13 protein-coding genes, 1 riboswitch and 1 other annotated feature are annotated in these 16756 nt (G+C 47.1%); of the genes, 7 read left to right on the top strand and 6 right to left on the bottom strand.

Annotated elements, in window-relative coordinates:
* Positions 1-44: 44 nt before the first annotated feature.
* Positions 45-257, bottom strand: coding sequence for a hypothetical protein (locus ACQCN2_RS16965; protein WP_426930129.1), 213 nt, complete (start codon positions 255-257; stop codon positions 45-47).
* 261 nt (positions 258-518) lie between these two features.
* On the opposite strand from ACQCN2_RS16965, the gene ACQCN2_RS16960 reads away from it, so the two are divergent.
* Positions 519-1208: a hemerythrin domain-containing protein gene (locus ACQCN2_RS16960; RefSeq protein ID WP_426930128.1), complete on the top strand. Its 690-nt coding sequence runs from the start codon at positions 519-521 to the stop codon at positions 1206-1208.
* 2 nt (positions 1209-1210) lie between these two features.
* A complete protein-coding gene (locus ACQCN2_RS16955; protein ID WP_426930127.1) occupies positions 1211-2077 on the top strand; it encodes an SDR family oxidoreductase in 867 nt (288 codons plus the stop codon).
* A 150-nt stretch (positions 2078-2227) separates the two neighbouring features.
* Here the strand turns inward: ACQCN2_RS16955 and ilvA are convergent, their stop codons facing one another.
* Positions 2228-3457, bottom strand: a complete 1230-nt coding sequence (ilvA, locus tag ACQCN2_RS16950; RefSeq protein WP_426930126.1) for a threonine ammonia-lyase — start codon at positions 3455-3457, stop codon at positions 2228-2230.
* Between the two features lie 93 nt (positions 3458-3550).
* Complete coding sequence (locus tag ACQCN2_RS16945; protein ID WP_426930125.1) at positions 3551-5389, bottom strand: ABC transporter substrate-binding protein; 1839 nt, start codon at positions 5387-5389, stop codon at positions 3551-3553.
* Between the two features lie 172 nt (positions 5390-5561).
* On the opposite strand from ACQCN2_RS16945, the gene ACQCN2_RS16940 reads away from it, so the two are divergent.
* The gene (locus ACQCN2_RS16940; protein ID WP_426930242.1) at positions 5562-6806 is read left to right on the top strand and encodes an MDR family MFS transporter; all 1245 of its coding nucleotides are present in this window, start codon (positions 5562-5564) and stop codon (positions 6804-6806) included.
* A gap of 96 nt (positions 6807-6902) precedes the next feature.
* Here the strand turns inward: ACQCN2_RS16940 and argS are convergent, their stop codons facing one another.
* On the bottom strand, positions 6903-8621 hold the full coding sequence (gene argS, locus ACQCN2_RS16935) for an arginine--tRNA ligase (protein WP_426930124.1): 1719 nt from the start codon (positions 8619-8621) through the stop codon (positions 6903-6905).
* A 47-nt stretch (positions 8622-8668) separates the two neighbouring features.
* Positions 8669-8915, bottom strand: a binding site (T-box leader).
* A 70-nt stretch (positions 8916-8985) separates the two neighbouring features.
* Entirely contained in the window at positions 8986-9471 is a 486-nt protein-coding gene (locus ACQCN2_RS16930) for a hypothetical protein (protein WP_426930123.1), read from the bottom strand.
* A gap of 164 nt (positions 9472-9635) precedes the next feature.
* Between ACQCN2_RS16930 and ACQCN2_RS16925 the strand changes: the two genes are divergently transcribed.
* Positions 9636-10538, top strand: a complete 903-nt coding sequence (locus ACQCN2_RS16925; RefSeq protein WP_426930122.1) for a stalk domain-containing protein — start codon at positions 9636-9638, stop codon at positions 10536-10538.
* A gap of 148 nt (positions 10539-10686) precedes the next feature.
* On the opposite strand, the gene ACQCN2_RS16920 is transcribed toward ACQCN2_RS16925, so the two are convergent.
* Positions 10687-10785 carry a YjcZ family sporulation protein gene (locus tag ACQCN2_RS16920; RefSeq protein WP_426930121.1) on the bottom strand — a complete coding sequence of 33 codons (99 nt, stop codon included), beginning with the start codon at positions 10783-10785 and terminating at the stop codon, positions 10687-10689.
* 179 nt (positions 10786-10964) lie between these two features.
* Positions 10965-11063: riboswitch (SAM riboswitch) on the top strand.
* A 102-nt stretch (positions 11064-11165) separates the two neighbouring features.
* Between ACQCN2_RS16920 and metH the strand changes: the two genes are divergently transcribed.
* The 3 genes from metH (at position 11166) to ACQCN2_RS16905 (ending at position 16703) form a co-directional block, all read left to right on the top strand.
* Positions 11166-14624 (top strand): methionine synthase, encoded by a 3459-nt coding sequence (gene metH, locus ACQCN2_RS16915; protein WP_426930120.1) that lies wholly within the window; start codon positions 11166-11168, stop codon positions 14622-14624.
* 26 nt (positions 14625-14650) lie between these two features.
* A complete protein-coding gene (locus ACQCN2_RS16910) occupies positions 14651-16501 on the top strand; it encodes a bifunctional homocysteine S-methyltransferase/methylenetetrahydrofolate reductase (protein WP_426930119.1) in 1851 nt (616 codons plus the stop codon).
* 85 nt (positions 16502-16586) lie between these two features.
* A complete protein-coding gene (locus tag ACQCN2_RS16905) occupies positions 16587-16703 on the top strand; it encodes a YjcZ family sporulation protein (protein WP_426930118.1) in 117 nt (38 codons plus the stop codon).
* Positions 16704-16756: the final 53 nt, after the last annotated feature.

Raw genomic sequence — 16756 nt, 5'->3', positions numbered from 1 at the left:
ATCGCTTTATGTTGTATCGATTTGATGTGAGAGATTGCGCTGTCTTAATACGGTTTCCCGTCCGCTCCAAAAAGTGTCCGAACCTTGGCATAAATCCGAACAGGAAGGCTAGGGAAAACAATGGCAAGGTGGCCGGAAGCAAGCGAAGGAATTTCCTCGGAAGTTTCTATCAAGTGGGGAACTCCCAGTGTTTTGAGTGCATCCATGTAATTTTTGGCGTCAGACCAGGTGACGGCGAAGTAAAAGGATTTTTCCATTTCTCTGAATTCCACCTTTTCACGGGCTTTAACGGCTGCGTCCTGAAGACGAGTTGAGACTATGTAAATGAAGGGAGTGAGCGGGGAGAAGGGGGGAATCCAAACACCGATTAAATCTACTACTTTAGTATACCATTGAATACGACCTTCGTGTAATTCCCGTGGGGCCGCGCTCCATGCTATCTTATGCAGGTATGACGAGTCATTTAAACGATTGAGTTAATCATGAAATTAAATGGCTACACGAAAGGAGTCAATAGTATGTATAAGCGCTATGATCTTTATGGACCGGTTCACAAGGGGCTTCGACTAGCTTTAAGCGGGATTTGTTATCAAGTGGGATCGGCAGACGTTACGGATCAACAGAAGGTAGAGTCGTTTATCGAAGAATGGAGACGAATTGTCATCACTCTGGAAGCCCACTCCCATGATGAGGACCTTCACCTGAACGATGTGTATATGAAGTATGCCCCAGAAACAGCAAAACAGTTGGAAGAGGAACATGTCGTATTGGATCGGCAGGTTCACGAAATTAACGAACTGGTAAGTGATTTGGAGAATACGGCTTCAATGGAAGAGCGTTCACGTATCTGGTACCAGATCGGCAGAAGATTAAACAGCTTTACCGCTGAATACTTCATTCACCTGCAGCGTGAAGAAGGACCTGGAATGGAAGCGTTATGTAACAACCTGGACGATGACCAAATACATGAATTATCCGTAAAAATACGCTCTTCCATTCAGCCTCATGCCATGATGATTTTCCTTCATTATATGCTTCCATCCATCACACACGCGGATCGATTCGTAATGTTAAGCGACATGAAACGCTTTGCTCCGCAGGAATTCTATGAAGCGGTACTTAGCTTGGCAGAAAGCCGATTGGAACCTCAAAGCTTGTCGAGATTAAAGTCGGAGTTAGACAATGATGTTACAGGAGCGGTGAGCTAAAGATGAATGTTCTTGTGTTGGGCGGTACAGGCACGGTAGGGAGTCAAGTAGTGGCGAACTTGGTAAAACGGGGAGCGAGCGTCCGTGTTTTGACCCGAAACGCCAATGCAGCCAACTGCTTGCCCAATTCCGTAGGTATTTGTCCGGGAGATTTGGAATCGCCCGATACTCTCGGAGAGGCTTTTCATCAAGCGGATGCCGTATTTTTATTAAATGCCCTTTCGCAGACGGAAACCGAACAAGGCCTTACAGCGGTTGAGGCAGTTAAAAAAGCCGGCGTTAAAAAAATCGTGTATTTATCGGTGCCGATGCCGGAAGATTCTAAACATATTCCCCATTTCAAAAGCAAGATTCCCATTGAAGAAGCAATTCGTCAGTCGGGTGCCAAGTATACCATTCTGCGACCGAATAACTTCTACCAGAACGATTACTCGTTTCGGGATGCGATACTCGGGCTTCGAATTTATCCGCAACCGATCGGTTCTATCGGACTGAATCGTGTAGATGCGAGAGATATCGCGGAGTCTGCTGTTAATGCTCTCCTCCTGGAAGGTTATGAAGGAAAAGAATATCCGGTAATCGGTCCGGACCCACTGACAGGAGATTCGATCGCGCACATCTACAGCCGCATAGTAGGAGAGGAAATCCGTTATGGCGGTGACGATTTGGACGCATGGTATGAACAAGCCCGAACCAGCCTCCCGGAATGGATGGCAAAAGATTTTAAAATTATGTATCAGTACTTCCAAGACAAGGGGCTTGTGGCGACTGAATGCGATTTCGAGCTTCAGCGTGAAATCCTAAAACGAGAGCCGATTTCCTTCGAAGCCTTCGTTACCGAAACGGCCGCTAACTGGAAGAATAGCTGATAGTCCGATCGCACCTTGAGTAGCTCTCGGGCTTTGTGGAAGAGCTGAATCTCGCCGAAAACCTAATAACGAAGAGAGTCTAATGAATCTCCCCGAAGCTTGACGCGGGGAGATTTCATTAGTTGGGACAAATGTTTCAGCAGGTTCTTTTTACAATTGAACGGGCGGGTTGAAACAACTCATTTCTACCGGATAGCCTTTTTTGCTTAACGCCTTATGCAGTTGTTCAATATGCTCGTGATTTTTTGTTTCCAGGGAAATGTCGATTTGGGCATACCCTGGATAAATGTTTTTGTCCATTCGATTCAGGTTAAGTGATTGAATGTTGGCGTCAAGATCGGTTATGGATGTTAATACTCTTTGCAGTTCGCCCGGCTTATCTTTTAAGGTAATGATAAAGTGAACATACCTTCCCGACTCAACCATGCCGCGTTCCAGTATTCGCGAAATAAAATTCATATCGACGTTTCCGCCGCTTAGTATCGCTACGACTTTTTTCTCTTTCAGTTTTATTTTTTCATAAAGCAGTGCCGATAGGGAACAAGCACCCGATCCTTCTACCAACAGCTTATTCCGCTCCAAAACCATGAGCATGGTCCTCGCGATCTCCATTTCGTCCACCAAAAAAATATCATCCACGTATTTTTGAACGATCTCATAGTTGATTTGACCAGGTGTCTTGACGGCGATTCCATCCGCCATCGTCGGTCTGGATTCGACTGTAACGGGTTTGTGTTCCAACAAGGATTGCTTCATGCTTGGACAAGCCTGTGTTTGCACGCCATATACCGCAATATGTGGATTTTTTTCTTTAACCGCCACTGCGATTCCAGAGATGAGTCCGCCTCCGCCAACAGGACAAATAATGGCCTCAACATCTGGGAGTTGATCGAGTATTTCTAACCCGACAGTTCCTTGCCCCGTAATAACAGCCTCATCATCAAACGCGTGAATAAATGTGGCCCCCATTTTCTCTCGAAGCTTAAGTGCATAGGAGAGAGCCTCATCAAACACGGAACCTTCCAAAACGATTTCTGCGCCATAGTTTCTCGTTGCTTCGATCTTGCTAATTGGTGCTCCCTTTGGCATCACGATGGTGCAGGGAACGTCATGCATTTTACTTGAATAAGCGACTCCTTGAGCATGGTTCCCCGCGGATGCGGCTACTACGCCATTTTTTAGCTCTTCCTTTGATAGAGAAGTTAGCTTATTATACGAGCCCCTTACTTTGAACGAGCCGGTTTTTTGGAGATTTTCGAGTTTTAAATAGACTTCGTTATGAGAATGCCGACTAAAAGTTTTGGAATAATCCAGGGGAGTCATGTAGACAATTCCCTTCATCTTCTCGCGCGCAATGATAATATCATCGAGTTTTACCATATTTTCCTCCTACGTGCATCCAGGTTTCTACCTTTTAGGATGTACGAGTGGGAGCAAACTATGTCTGGAGCAAAGAAAATGCCAAGCAATTTGTTATTTATTCATACAAGGCGTGTAGTTCGGATGGAACCAAATTTTTCGGAAATCAAGCCAGCCAAAGGGATTGATGGTAACTCCATGAACTGATTTGTGATAGGAGGTATTGCTTTTCTTTTGGACGAGGTACAGAACGGAATGCGTTTCCTTCATGTAATCTTCCAATTTCTGTAGCATCTGTTGGCGCTTATTTGCGTCAGGTTCCCGACAAATGGATTGGGTGGCTTTTTGCACAGTTTCTACCGCTTGCTCGTTAAACGAGGACAAAAAGTAATTTTTCTGTAAATACATTTCCAGCTCGCATACTTCGTCATTGTTGTAGGAGTTCCCGAACAAAAGACAGTCATGCTGCGGTAACGTATCTTGATCCGCCATCTCAGCAGGATCTTTGAAATCAATAACCGTTTGAATTCCAAATGCCAGGAGTCGGTCTCTAAGCCAAACAGCATCTGCCTCGTGGTAGCTAGTCGTAGCCAGATGGAACGATTCACCGCAATAGCCGCTTTCATTCAATAGCGCCATAATTTCCGAGTGACTTAAGCGGGAGGGAGAAGCGTTTTCATCGTCAGGGTCCAGGGAAGCGGGGTGGAATCCCGGCGCTACTGAAATTCTGTCTCCACCCAAGTCGGCAATCAGCTGCTTACGATCAATCATGTGATGGATCGCTTGGCGAAATTTGAGCTCGCTTTGCGGGCCTGGTTTTCCTTGGTTAAAAACGAGCATAGTGCAGCAGGTAAGTTTCTCCATAGCATACCAATCGTCATGTTTGAACGCTTCCCGATGCTGCTTGGAAGCATCTCCGTCTGAAATAAAAACAGAATCCCAATCCGGTTCTTTCAAACGACCACTTTCTGTCTCGGGGAAGATGAGTGCCTCGACGCGATCTAAATGAGGACGGCCATTGAAGTGTTCCGGGAACGCCTCCAGAATACAGATTCCTTCATTTAGCTTAGTCATTCGAAAAGGCCCTGTTCCAATGGGTCTTTTCCCAAATTCCGCTTCATTTTTACGGACGATCTCTTCAGGAACAATGCTCGATGGAATGGTACAGAGGAATCGCAGGAAGAGGTAATTGGGCTCTTTTAACCAGACCTGTACCGTTTTATAGTCAATCGCTTTTAGTTGTTCGATGTCTTGAAACATCCAGCTAGAGGCAAATCGATTTGGATTCGACCGTAATCGTTCCAGTGAAAAGACGACATCATGGGCATTCAGTTCTCGACCATGATGGAACATGACGTTTTTTTTCAAATGGAAGGTCCATTCACGGTCATCATCGCTTTTTTCCCAGGAGTGGGCGATGCAAGGTTGGATGGTTTTGCTTTCTTGATCGTACTGAACCAGCGTATCAAACACCTGGCCCGCCATATGAAAGTCGAACCCGTAATAAAGCAATCCGGGGTCCAGTGTGACAATCGAGCGGAAAACGGGAAAACGAAGCGAATCATAGGACTTGTCTGAAACAGCTTGCGTATAACAGCCCATCCCGTTGGATAGCCACTCCATAAACTGATCTTTGACTGCTGCAGCCCCGAAACGACTCATCAGATCCATTGATTCTTTGACATGGCCCTGTTCCATCTTCAGCATGACCTCCTTGAAGAGGATGTCGTCCGGATCAGTTCTAAGCGTCAGCATAGAGGTATTTCCTCGGCCTCGGCCACTTTGCCACTCAATCCATCCAAGTTCACACAGTCTGCGGACAATCAATTTGGTGTAACGGGGGGTGCAGTGCCATACATCGGTAAGCTTGTCAACCGTGACGGAGAAGGGCTTCCCGATTTCCTGACCGTTGTAATGCGAGCGAAGTTCCAAAAAATGCAGAGCTTGTAACATACAGACCCCCATTTCGTTCATTAAAAGGTGAACAGCTTTTATCAAATCTTACACTTTTTACACCTTTTTGGATAGCTATACTTAAGATTAACTACTGAATAGCATTTCGGATGACACCGAGGATAAACAAACGTAAAAAGGGTGATGAAGCTTGAACAGAATCTGGAAAAAAATGATACCTGATTTTCATCCCGTTGCCTGGGGGTTAATCATCGGAACCTTTTTATCACGAACCGGTTTTTTTATGACCATCCCGTTTTTAGGGGTCTATCTGGGGAAGGGAAAGGGCATTGATCCCGCCATCGTTGGGGGAATTTTGGCGGTAAGCCTATTGGTTGGCACCATGTGCAGCTTTTTTGGCGGTGCTCTATCAGACCGTTTGGGGCGTTATCCCGTGATGATTACATCGATGGCCTGTTGGAGTCTGGTCTTGCTAGGATTTGCTTATGCTAACGAGATTTGGATGTTTTTCTTGCTGAGTTCGTTGAATGGACTTTTCCGAAGTGTTTTTGAACCGACAGCCAGAGCGATGCTTGCTGATGTAACTCCAGCCGAGCAGCGCGCAGATGCCTTTAATGCGAGATATTTTGCCATTAATGTAGGGGGAGCGATCGGACCTTTAGTCGGTTTAAAGCTTGGAGCGGGGAGCTCATCATCCCTTTTGCCGTTTTTTGTAGCTGCTGTTATTTTTGCTTTGTACGCCGTGCTCTTAGTGCTTTTTAAGATCACCTTCAAGCAAAACACGCAGGAGAAGGCGACTACGGTCAAGATACAGCAAATGGTTCGTATTGTTTTTACCGATAAAATATTTCTTTATTTTCTACTCGGCAATATCTTCGTCTATGGGGCAGCCACACACTTGGATACCACCTTGTCGCAATATATCGGTCATGATCGCGTAGAAATCTATTCGTTTCTTTTTGTCATCAATTCGCTTTCGGTCATGATTCTTCAGTATCCGCTAACGAGGTTCATGAAGCGTTTCTCTTCGTTAACCGCATTGAAGGCGGGTTGCTTATTATTCGGACTGGGATTGTTCGGATTTGGGTTATTTCATAATCTCGTCTGGCTCTCCCTGACCATGGTGGTGTATACGCTTGGCGAAATTCTATGCTTTGTGATTGGGGATGTGTTGATCGGAGAAATTGCTCCCGAACATTTGAGAGGAACCTATTATGGCGCCAGCGGATTCGCTTTTATCGGACAGAGTTTGACCACTTGGATTAGCGGTAATTTGCTAAAAGAACTGGGGTTCAATCAGGGGCCACTCATATTCGCTATCCTCATGCTGTTGACGTTTATTGCCTTTCCATTCTTTCATCGAGGGCAAAAATTATGGGAACAACAGCAGGGACTTGAGAGTGCGGGGAAGGGCAAACGAATTACGGGTACAACTCTGGAAAAGAGCTGTGGGTAATCGAAATAGAAGCATAGAAAAAACAGTCTTCCCCATAGGAGTGGGAAGACTGTTTTTCTGTGAAAAACGACTCGACGTTTTTCATAAAATTGGATCTTACATTTCTTCAGGAGCCTGCAATCCGAGCAAGCGGAGACCTTCTTTTAGCACCACGACAACGGCTGCCACCAAGTGAAGGCGAGCTGTTTTGGCCGCTTCGTCTTCCGCGAGGATGCGTACGTTGGCATAGAACTTGTTGAAGGACTGCGCCAAATCGACCACATACTTGCCAATTTGGGAAGGATCGAAGTCTTCCATCGCGCGTTTGATGACCTCTGGGAAATTAATCAGCAAGGTGATCACAGCCCATGCTTCTGCGGAATCAAGCGCATCTGGTGTCAAGGTAATGGCACCGCCCTGGTAGTTTCCTTTACGCAGGAGGGAGCAAGCGCGCGCATGGCTGTATTGAACATACGGTCCTGTTTCGCCTTCAAACGTCAGCATTTCTTCCCAAGAGAAGTTAATGTCGTTGAGACGGAAATTCTTCAAGTCGTGAAAGATAACCGCTCCAACGCCTACTTGGCGAGCGACTACTTCTTTATTGGCGAGAGCTGGATTTTTATCTTCAATGACCTTGGATACGTCTGAAATCGCTTGAGCGAGCACTTCTTCCAGAAGAACCACTTTTCCTTTACGAGTAGACATCTTCTTGCCGTCTTTAAGCATCATGCCGAACGGAACGTGATACATTTCCTTCGCCCAGTCGTAGCCTGCTTTTTGCAAGACCTTGAACAGCTGCTGGAAGTGAAGGCGTTGCTCGCCGCCTACCACGTAGAGCGCTTTGGCAAAATCGTAATTCTCATGACGGTAGAGGGCAGCGGCAAGGTCACGTGTAGCGTAAAGAGTCGCGCCGTCTGATTTTTTGATCAGGCAAGGCGGCATGTCAAATTCATCAAGTGAAACAACCTGCGCACCTTCTGATTCCGTTAACAGTCCTTTGGATTCCAGAAGTTCTACGACACGATCCATCTTGTCGTTGTAGAAGGCTTCACCGTGGAAGGAGTCAAACTTCACGCCAAGCAGGTCGTAGATTTTCATGAATTCCTGCAAGGATTCATCGCGGAACCACTGCCACAAGTGCTTCGCTTCCTCGTCACCATCCTCCAGACGTTTGAACCATTCACGGCCCTGATCTTCGAGGGAAGGATCTTGTTCGGCTTCCTCGTGGAACTTGACGTAAAGTGTAAGCAGTTCCTTGATTGGCTCCGCTTTGACTTTTTCTTCATCGCCCCATTTTTTATAGGCAACGATCAGTTTCCCGAATTGTGTGCCCCAGTCGCCCAAGTGGTTGATGCGCACTGGATTGTAGCCGGTTTTGGCCAAAATGTTGGCAATCGCATTCCCGATCACCGTAGAACGGAGGTGACCCATCGAGAACGGCTTCGCGATGTTAGGAGAGGAGAGGTCGATCGGCACGTTGCGGCCTGCCCCTTCCGTGGTGGAACCATAAGCGGCTCTTTGGCTCAAAATCGTATCGATGACTTCCGTGCTGACGTTGTGTCTGTCCAGGAAGAAGTTGACGTATGGACCGGCCACTTGTACTTCTTTCAGAGGGTGACCAGAGATTTGGGCTGCCAAGTCTCCAGCGATCATTGGAGGCGCTTTACGCAGTGCTTTTGCCAATTGAAAGCAAGGGAACGCGATGTCTCCCATTGAAGGATTCGGCGGAGTTTCCAGCATGGATTCTACCTTGTCGAGGGAGAAATCCTCTACACCTAAGTCGGTGAGAGCGGCGGTAATTTTTTGGGCAACCAGTTGTTTGTAGCTTTGGCTCATGTGTCCTCAACCTTTCTCATCAAAATAAAAAACCTCCCGTCTCCAATAAAAGAGACGAGAGGATTATGTACTCCCGCGGTACCACTCTTCTTGCTCCTCGCGTAAGCGAATAAGAGCCAGCTTAAAATGCTGTAACGGGCAAACCCGGCAAGCCCTACACAGTCTGCTGCATAGCTCAGACCTTCAGGTTGCATCTTCGAGGTGCGCTTCTTCATTCGTCGAACCATCAGGCTTCCACCATCCCTGACTCGCTTCGGGTGTGCGAATAAATACTCTCCTCTTCATCGATGTGTGGTATCAAACGATATAAATGTTATTATATATGATTTCCGGAGTAAGATGCAACTATCAGCAGAATGAAGCCTTACTTTGGATCGAATTTTTTACGGTTGGCTTCTAGCTCTTTAAAGAATTCCTGTGTCAACGCATCCTTGTCCTCAGCGTTCTCAAAAAGGTTTTTATAACGCGTTAGAGCCTCCAAAATCCCCAATTCTTCTTCCTTCTCCCGTTCGAGTTCATCGATATAGGTAGGCTCAAACGGAATCAGACGGTCATCAGTGCCACTGCGCAGATAGGTTTTATTCCAGTGATCAGGGAATTGATACGGCTGTTCTTCAAGGACGAACGCCAAAACCTCATCAGCATCAAGCGGTAAGAAATAATCGTAATCCTCTCGAATGCCGCCCTCGGATAGTTTGATATGGAAGAACGAATAGTGGAGGAAATGCTGTGGGCTGTCTTGTTCCTTCACGATCGTGTAAGTTTCAAAATCTGTCTGTCCCAATTCTTTTACAACCTCAATGGAGGAGAGAAGGGCAGAACGGCTCGTATACGCTTGAAGTTCGCTCATGAGTGAGTACCTCCCTAACATTTACAAATTCTATTTTATCTGATGTACCTGTTGATCGTATCAAAGAACAGAGGAAGTGACAACCGAATCGACACACTCTAAGAGGAAGGTATATCCATATAATGGAATTAGTGGTAATATATTTGCCGAGAGGAGAGATATACATGCAGATTATACGGAACCTACTAATCATTTCTGTAATGGTAATCATGTCAATCATCAGTGTACAGGGTAATGTAGCAGAGGCAAGTTCAAAAGCTTATCAGATTACTCCCGATTTGTTTGCTTATGCGAAACAAGGAAAATTAAAAAACTTTCCAATCTATATTGGGATGACACGAGCGAATCTAGTGAAAGTGTGGGGAGAGCCATCAACCGAACAACCAACTTATGTGAATTATGATCCCCAACCGTTCGTAACCAAGTATTCTAAGTCTAAAGCATGCAAAGCCTGTGTTTTTAGAACCGATGTCATGATGAATTATCAAGACATCGTACAAAGTATTGATGTTCCCACTTACAAAATAACAGAGCAACAATTAATTAAAATGTTTGGTAAACCACTTGGTATTGCAAGTACCGAGGGTGGAGATTATCTATACGAATATAAGATTGGCGATTATGAAGTAACCTTCTCAAAAGAAGATGGAACTTCATCTATATATTCCATGAGCATATCTCGTTCGTTAGAATCATATAACTCTCAATTTGCTATTAAGACTTTTGTAAATGGTGAAAGGGTTCTTTTTTTGGACCATCCAGTTACTTTTATAAACGGGAAAATATACATTCCAGTGCCCGAAATCATCCATCAACTAGGTGGAGAAATGAATTGGACTCCTTCAATTATTGGCAATAATATTGGTGTGATGCTAAACAATAAAGATGTAGAATTTGTTGGGAATAAAAGCGAAGCACTGATTAATGGGAAGAAGACCGTTATCGGTGCAAAAACTTTGATTGTTAATAAACGCTTCCTTTTACCACTAGATGATGTTGCAAGGATTTTTTCGATAAAATACAAATGGGATTCCAAGAACAAGTCTCTCTTTATTACTTCAAAATAATTCCCTTCTTGTGCGGGAGTCTGATACAAATAACCTTGACACAGTATGAAACCACAAGAAAAAGGATACCTGGGGAGAAGCAGGCATCCTAGCTCAAGACAGTGGTTATTAGCGAACGGCCTTTCGTGCAAGCGGATTTTCCAACGTGTTATTCGTCAGAAGCACCGACGATGACCAACAGGATAAACAGAACGAGTATCAACCCGAAGCAACCGCCAATATTATTACAAAAAGATGATGTACTCATTTTTGTTTTTGCCTCCTTTCGTTATGATATTAGTCTATACACGAATGCCTGGTTCGGTCTGGGCAATTGCCTAGTGCTCAGAAAAATGGGCGAAGCATCGGAAAAAACAGAATTTTTCGTTGACGTACCCGCCAGAGAGTGGTAACATCACATCAACTTCATATGTAACGAATTATGATCTCTTATCGAGAGAGGCGGAGGGACTGGCCCTATGAAGCCTCGGCAACCTGATTAACAGGTGCCAAATCCAGCAGAGCAGATGCTTTGAAAGATAAGAGGGGATTTATTCTACGTTAATGATGACGTGATCCTCTTCTTATGTTTTTCAAGAAGAGGATTTTTTTATTTGTCCCCAGTTTAATAGGAAAGAGGGAAACCGAATGAGCAAACCTACCTTTCAAGAACAATTAACGCATAAAATCTTAATTCTGGACGGCGCGATGGGCACCATGCTGCAGCAAGCCAATTTGACGGCTGATGATTTTGGCACAGAGGAATTGGATGGCTGTAATGAGATGCTGAATTTGACTCGACCGGATGTGATTCGCAATGTCCATGACAAGTATCTCGAGGCCGGGGCGGATATCATCGAGACGAATACGTTTGGGGCAACCAATATCGTATTGGCGGAATATGGGCTGCAGGCGCGTGACGAAGAAATCAATATAGCGGCTGCCCGTATCGCGAAGGAAGCGGCAGAGGCGTTCTCTACTTCTGATTGGCCACGCTATGTAGCAGGCTCGATGGGTCCAACAACGAAAACCTTATCGCTCACAGGCGGCGCTACGTTCGAGCATATGGTAGAGGCCTACTACCGTCAGGCAAAAGGGCTAATCCTTGGCGGAGCCGATGTTCTATTGTTGGAGACCGCTCAGGATACGTTGAACGTGAAAGCGGGCGGGATTGGAATTCGTCAGGCCTTTACGGAGCTAAAAATTGAACTGCCCGTGATGATTTCCGGAACGATTGAGCCAATGGGGACAACGCTTGCTGGTCAGAATATTGAGGCTTTTTATATTTCGCTCGCGCATTTACAGCCTGTATCCATCGGTTTGAACTGCGCAACAGGGCCGGAATTCATGAGAGACCACATCCGCACATTGTCTGAATTGGCCAACTGTTCGATCAGCTGTTATCCGAATGCCGGACTTCCGGATGAGAACGGACATTACCATGAATCACCGCAAGCCCTTGCAACCAAGCTGGCCGGTTTTGCGGAGCAAGGGTGGCTCAACATTGCGGGTGGCTGCTGTGGAACCACGCCTGATCACGTGAGAGCGATGGCACAGACGCTGAAATCCTACAAACCAAGACAAGCGACGAAGCGACATATCAGCGCGTTAAGCGGGATTGACCCTGTGTACGTGGAGGAGGACAACCGCCCATTGCTTGTTGGAGAGCGAACGAATGTCATTGGCTCCAAGAAGTTCCGTGATTTGATTACCAATGGACAGTACGAGGAAGCGTCGGACGTTGCGCGCGCACAGGTTCGTATGGGTGCGCAGGTGATTGATATTTGCTTGGCAGACCCTGATCGGGATGAGTACAACGACATGAAGCAGTTCCTCCGGTACGTGACCAAGAAAGTGAAAGCGCCGCTCATGATCGACTCCACCGATGCCAAGGTAATGGAGCTGGGGCTTACTTACTCTCAGGGGAAAGCGATTCTCAACTCAATTAACCTCGAAGATGGCTTGGAACGATTTGAACAGGTGGTACCGCTCATTCACAGGTATGGTGCGGCGGTTGTCGTCGGAACCATCGATGAACAAGGAATGGCGATTACCCGTGAGAGGAAGCTGGAGGTAGCCAAACGCTCCTATCACTTGCTGGTCGACGAGTTGGGTGTGAAGCCTGAGGATATTATTTTTGACCCGCTCGTCTTTCCTGTAGGTACAGGCGATGAGCAGTACATTGGCTCGGCGAGGGAGACCGTTGAGGGAATACGCCTCATCAAAGAAGCGTTTCCGCTCTGTAAAACGACGCTTGGCATCAGCAACATCTCGTTTGGCTTGCCCAACGCGGGTCGTGAAGTGTTGAACTCTGTTTTTCTCTATCACACCACGGTGGCCGGACTCGATTACGCGATTGTCAATACCGAGAAGCTGGAGCGTTACGCGTCTATTCCCGAACACGAACGGAAGCTGGCGGAGGCCTTACTTTTCGAGACCAATGACGCGACACTGGCTAAGTTCACCGAATTCTATCGACAGAAAAAAGTAACCCAGGTAAAAGAAACTTCTACTCTTACACTCGAAGAACGCCTTGGGCAATACGTAATCGAAGGTTCCAAGGACGGATTGATCCCAGATTTGGATGAAGCGCTGAAAAAATATCCGCCACTCGAGATCATTAATGGACCGTTGATGGCGGGGATGGAAGAGGTTGGCCGCCTGTTTAACGGCAACCAGCTGATCGTAGCCGAGGTGCTGCAAAGCGCGGAAGTCATGAAAGCGGCGGTGGCTCATCTGGAACCACACATGGAGAAGTCATCTTCAGCATCCAAAGGCAAGATCATTCTCGCCACAGTAAAAGGCGACGTCCACGACATCGGGAAGAACCTGGTGGAGATCATTCTTGGCAATAACGGCTATGAAATCGTCAACCTCGGGATCAAAGTTCCGCCGGAGCAGCTGATCGAGGCTTGCCGCAAAGAGAAGCCGGATGCGATTGGTTTGTCGGGATTGTTGGTGAAATCGGCGCAGCAAATGGTGATCACCGCCCAAGATTTGCGCGCGGCGGGCATTCACGTCCCGATGCTGGTGGGAGGAGCAGCGCTTACCCGCAAATTTACATCTAACCGGATTGCTCCGGAGTACGAGGGACTTGTTCTATTCGCCAAAGACGCTATGGATGGACTCGACATTGCCAACAAGCTGCAAAATCCGGAAGAGATCGAGCGTCTGCTAAAACAACAACTTGCGGAAAAGCAACAGTTGAAAGAGAACGCTGATCAAACCACAGCCAGCCCAGCGCCTAAGGAGCGTCCAATTCGTTCGGAAATTGATCGCCACGCGCCGTTATTTAGTCCGCCTGATACCAACCGACATGTGCTGCGCAATTATCCGATTACGCATTTGCAGCCGTATCTGAATCTGCGGATGCTGTTAGGTAAGCATCTTGGGGTAAAAGGCAACGTGGAGCGTCTGCTTCAAGAGGGCGACCCAAAAGTGCTGGAGCTTTACGGCGTGGTTGAAGATTTGTTGCGGGAGGCGCACGAGCAGAATTTGATCGAAGCGCATGGCATGTATCAATTCTTTCCGGCGCAAGCGGATGGCAACGACATCCTGATCTATAATCCCGCCAATCACTCGGAAGTGCTGGAGCGATTCAGTTTCCCGCGACAAAAGCAAGCGCCATACTTGTGTCTCTCTGATTTCTTGCGACCAGTGGAGAGCAAGGAGATGGACACCGTCGGCTTTTTAACCGTAACGGCTGGAAAAGGCATCCGCGAAAAGGCGGAAGAGTGGAAAAATCAAGGGGATTATCTCAAATCTCACGTGCTTCAAGCGCTAGCTTTGGAGCTTGCGGAAGGGTTTGCAGAGCGGCTTCATCACGTCATGCGTGACAGCTGGGGGTTCCCGGATCCGGCAGAGATGACGATGTTAGAGCGATTTGGGGCGAGGTACCAAGGAATTCGTGTGTCGTTTGGGTATCCGGCTTGCCCTAATTTGGATGATCAAGAGAAATTATTCCGATTGCTTCGTCCAGAAGACATTGGCGTTCATCTCACAGAGGGTTTCATGATGGACCCGGAGGCATCTGTTTCGGCAATGGTCTTCGCGCATCCGCAAGCTCGTTATTTCAATGCCGCATCGCCTGATGAATCCGATGAATAGACTTGATGAGGGAAGAGGGGAATCGAATGAACAAAACAGATTTGCGTGAATACCTCAAGTCTCATCTATTGATTGGTGATGGGGCGATGGCCACGCAGCTCTATCAGTTGGGTGTACCAGTCGGTATTTGTTATGAGGAGCTTTGTCTGAACAACCCGAAGTTGGTGCAAGAGGTGCACAAGGCTTATTATCAGGCAGGAGCGCGTTTGTTTGAGACCAATACGTTTGGTGCTCATCGAGACAGCTTGGCACGTTACGGACTGGAAAGCAAGGTCTCCCGAATTAACCGGGCGGCTGTATCCATTGCCCGGGACGTGCTCCCTGAGGATGCCTACCTCGTGGGGAGCATGGGTTCCATTACGGCTGGACGTGTGTACAATCTCAAAATGGACGGATACAAAGATCAATTCGAAGAGCAAGCGGTAGCCCTGCTTCATGCAGGGGTGGACGGAATTGTTCTGGAAACGTTTGTTGACTTGGATGAGCTTTTACTGGCCACAGAACTCGTGCGCTCCTTAACCGATCGTCCGATTATTGCCCAATTGGCTACCTTGGAGGTTGGGCGAACACGAGACGGCTATACACTTACGGAAGCGTTCCGTCATCTTCAAATGAAGGGTGCTGACATCGTCGGTTTAAATTGCCGCCTCGGTCCTGCCGAGATGCTCCGTTCGCTGGAGAGTGCGGTTGTGCCTGAAGAGACTTGGGTCTCGGTATTTGCCAATGCGGGGAGATTAGGGTTATCGGACGGAGAATACGCCTACAAATCATCGCCTGAGTATTTTGGACAGAGTGCCTTGCAGCTTCGTGAGCAAGGGGCTCGTCTCATCGGGGGCTGCTGTGGCACCACCCCTGATCATATTCGCGCCATCTGTGAGGCTTTGAGTGGATTGGAACCGGTAGAGCGCATCAATCCGGCTTTGGTAGCGGCACCAAGTCCAGCTGAGCCGGTTTATCGGGTCCTGCCTAGGACGAAGCCAAGTATCGTGGAAGCGGTAAAAACAACACACACGATTATCGTTGAGTACGATACACCGAAAGATTTGGAAATCTCGCAATTCCTGACAGGCTGCTGTGAACTGCACAACGCTGGAGCTGATGCGATTACGATGGCGGATAACTCGCTTGCCAACGTGAGAATGAGCAATATGGCCCTTGGGGCGATTATGAAAAGTCAATTTGGCATTGAACCGCTAGTTCACATTGCCTGTCGGGACCGTAATTTGATCGGTCAACAATCCCATTTGATGGGTTTGCATGCTTTGGGGATTGATCAAGTGCTCGTAATCACGGGAGATCCCTCTCGTTTTGGGGATTTACCGGGGGCAAGCTCTGTGTTTGACGTCTCCTCATTCGATCTGATCCGCATGACCAAGCAACTGAACGAAGGCTATTCGTTTTCGGGAAGACCGCTCCAGCAAAAAGCGCAATTTATCGTCGGAGCCGCCTTTAATCCCCATGTACGCAATATCGATGCGGCGGTGCAGCGGTTGGAGAAGAAGGTCGAAGCAGGTGCCGACTATATTATGACACAGCCGGTTTATGATGCGGAGACGATTGAACTCATCTATCAGAAGACGCAACACATCCCTATCCCGATTTTTCTAGGGATCATGCCTTTGACCAGCTCGCGTAACGCCCAATTCTTGCATAACGAGGTCCCGGGAATCAAGCTGTCGCAAGAGGCTTTGGAACGGATGAAGAACGTCCAAGGAGAAGCGGCGAGAGCAGAAGGCACGCGAATGGCCAAAGAGTTGCTGGACGTAGCGGTGAAATACTTCAAGGGTCTTTACCTGATAACGCCCTTTCATTACCACCAGATGACGGTTGAGTTGACCAAATACGTTCGAGAGCGAAGTGTGGTTGTATCGACTTAAGATTGTATGCAGGACAGATGCATCAAAAAGCTTAAAATAGGTATTTCCTCTAACACGAATGATCCCCCTTTCTGAATAAAATGCCATGTATCATAAAGAAAGGAGGGGATCGGGAATGTCTAATGGTTTCTTTGGAGATATGTTTACGTTGGTGCTCGTTCTGTTCATCTTGTTGGTAATCGTTGGTGCGTCAGAAAACTAATTGTAACAACGTATGAAAAGATCACCGTATCCATTATGGGTACGGTTTTTCTT

It is taken from the genome of Brevibacillus ginsengisoli (assembly GCF_050113715.1).
Classification (GTDB): Bacteria; Bacillota; Bacilli; order Brevibacillales; family Brevibacillaceae; genus Brevibacillus_H; species Brevibacillus_H ginsengisoli.
The sequence above is the reverse complement of the archived record's forward strand: the minus strand, read 5'-3'. Positions and strand labels throughout refer to the sequence as shown.

Bases quoted from the DNA above. Each gene is read 5' to 3' on its own strand.
- metH (WP_426930120.1), top strand. From the start codon at position 11,166: ATGAGCAAACCTACCTTTCAAGAACAATTAACGCATAAAATCTTAATT.
- ACQCN2_RS16940 (WP_426930242.1), top strand. From the start codon at position 5,562: ATGATACCTGATTTTCATCCCGTTGCCTGGGGGTTAATCATCGGAACC.
- ilvA (WP_426930126.1), bottom strand. From the start codon at position 3,457: ATGGTAAAACTCGATGATATTATCATTGCGCGCGAGAAGATGAAGGGA.
- ACQCN2_RS16930 (WP_426930123.1), bottom strand. From the start codon at position 9,471: ATGAGCGAACTTCAAGCGTATACGAGCCGTTCTGCCCTTCTCTCCTCC.
- ACQCN2_RS16955 (WP_426930127.1), top strand. From the start codon at position 1,211: ATGAATGTTCTTGTGTTGGGCGGTACAGGCACGGTAGGGAGTCAAGTA.
- ACQCN2_RS16910 (WP_426930119.1), top strand. From the start codon at position 14,651: ATGAACAAAACAGATTTGCGTGAATACCTCAAGTCTCATCTATTGATT.
- ACQCN2_RS16945 (WP_426930125.1), bottom strand. From the start codon at position 5,389: ATGTTACAAGCTCTGCATTTTTTGGAACTTCGCTCGCATTACAACGGT.
- argS (WP_426930124.1), bottom strand. From the start codon at position 8,621: ATGAGCCAAAGCTACAAACAACTGGTTGCCCAAAAAATTACCGCCGCT.
- ACQCN2_RS16905 (WP_426930118.1), top strand. From the start codon at position 16,587: ATGTATCATAAAGAAAGGAGGGGATCGGGAATGTCTAATGGTTTCTTT.
- ACQCN2_RS16925 (WP_426930122.1), top strand. From the start codon at position 9,636: ATGCAGATTATACGGAACCTACTAATCATTTCTGTAATGGTAATCATG.
- ACQCN2_RS16960 (WP_426930128.1), top strand. From the start codon at position 519: ATGTATAAGCGCTATGATCTTTATGGACCGGTTCACAAGGGGCTTCGA.
- ACQCN2_RS16965 (WP_426930129.1), bottom strand. From the start codon at position 257: ATGGAAAAATCCTTTTACTTCGCCGTCACCTGGTCTGACGCCAAAAAT.
- ACQCN2_RS16920 (WP_426930121.1), bottom strand. From the start codon at position 10,785: ATGAGTACATCATCTTTTTGTAATAATATTGGCGGTTGCTTCGGGTTG.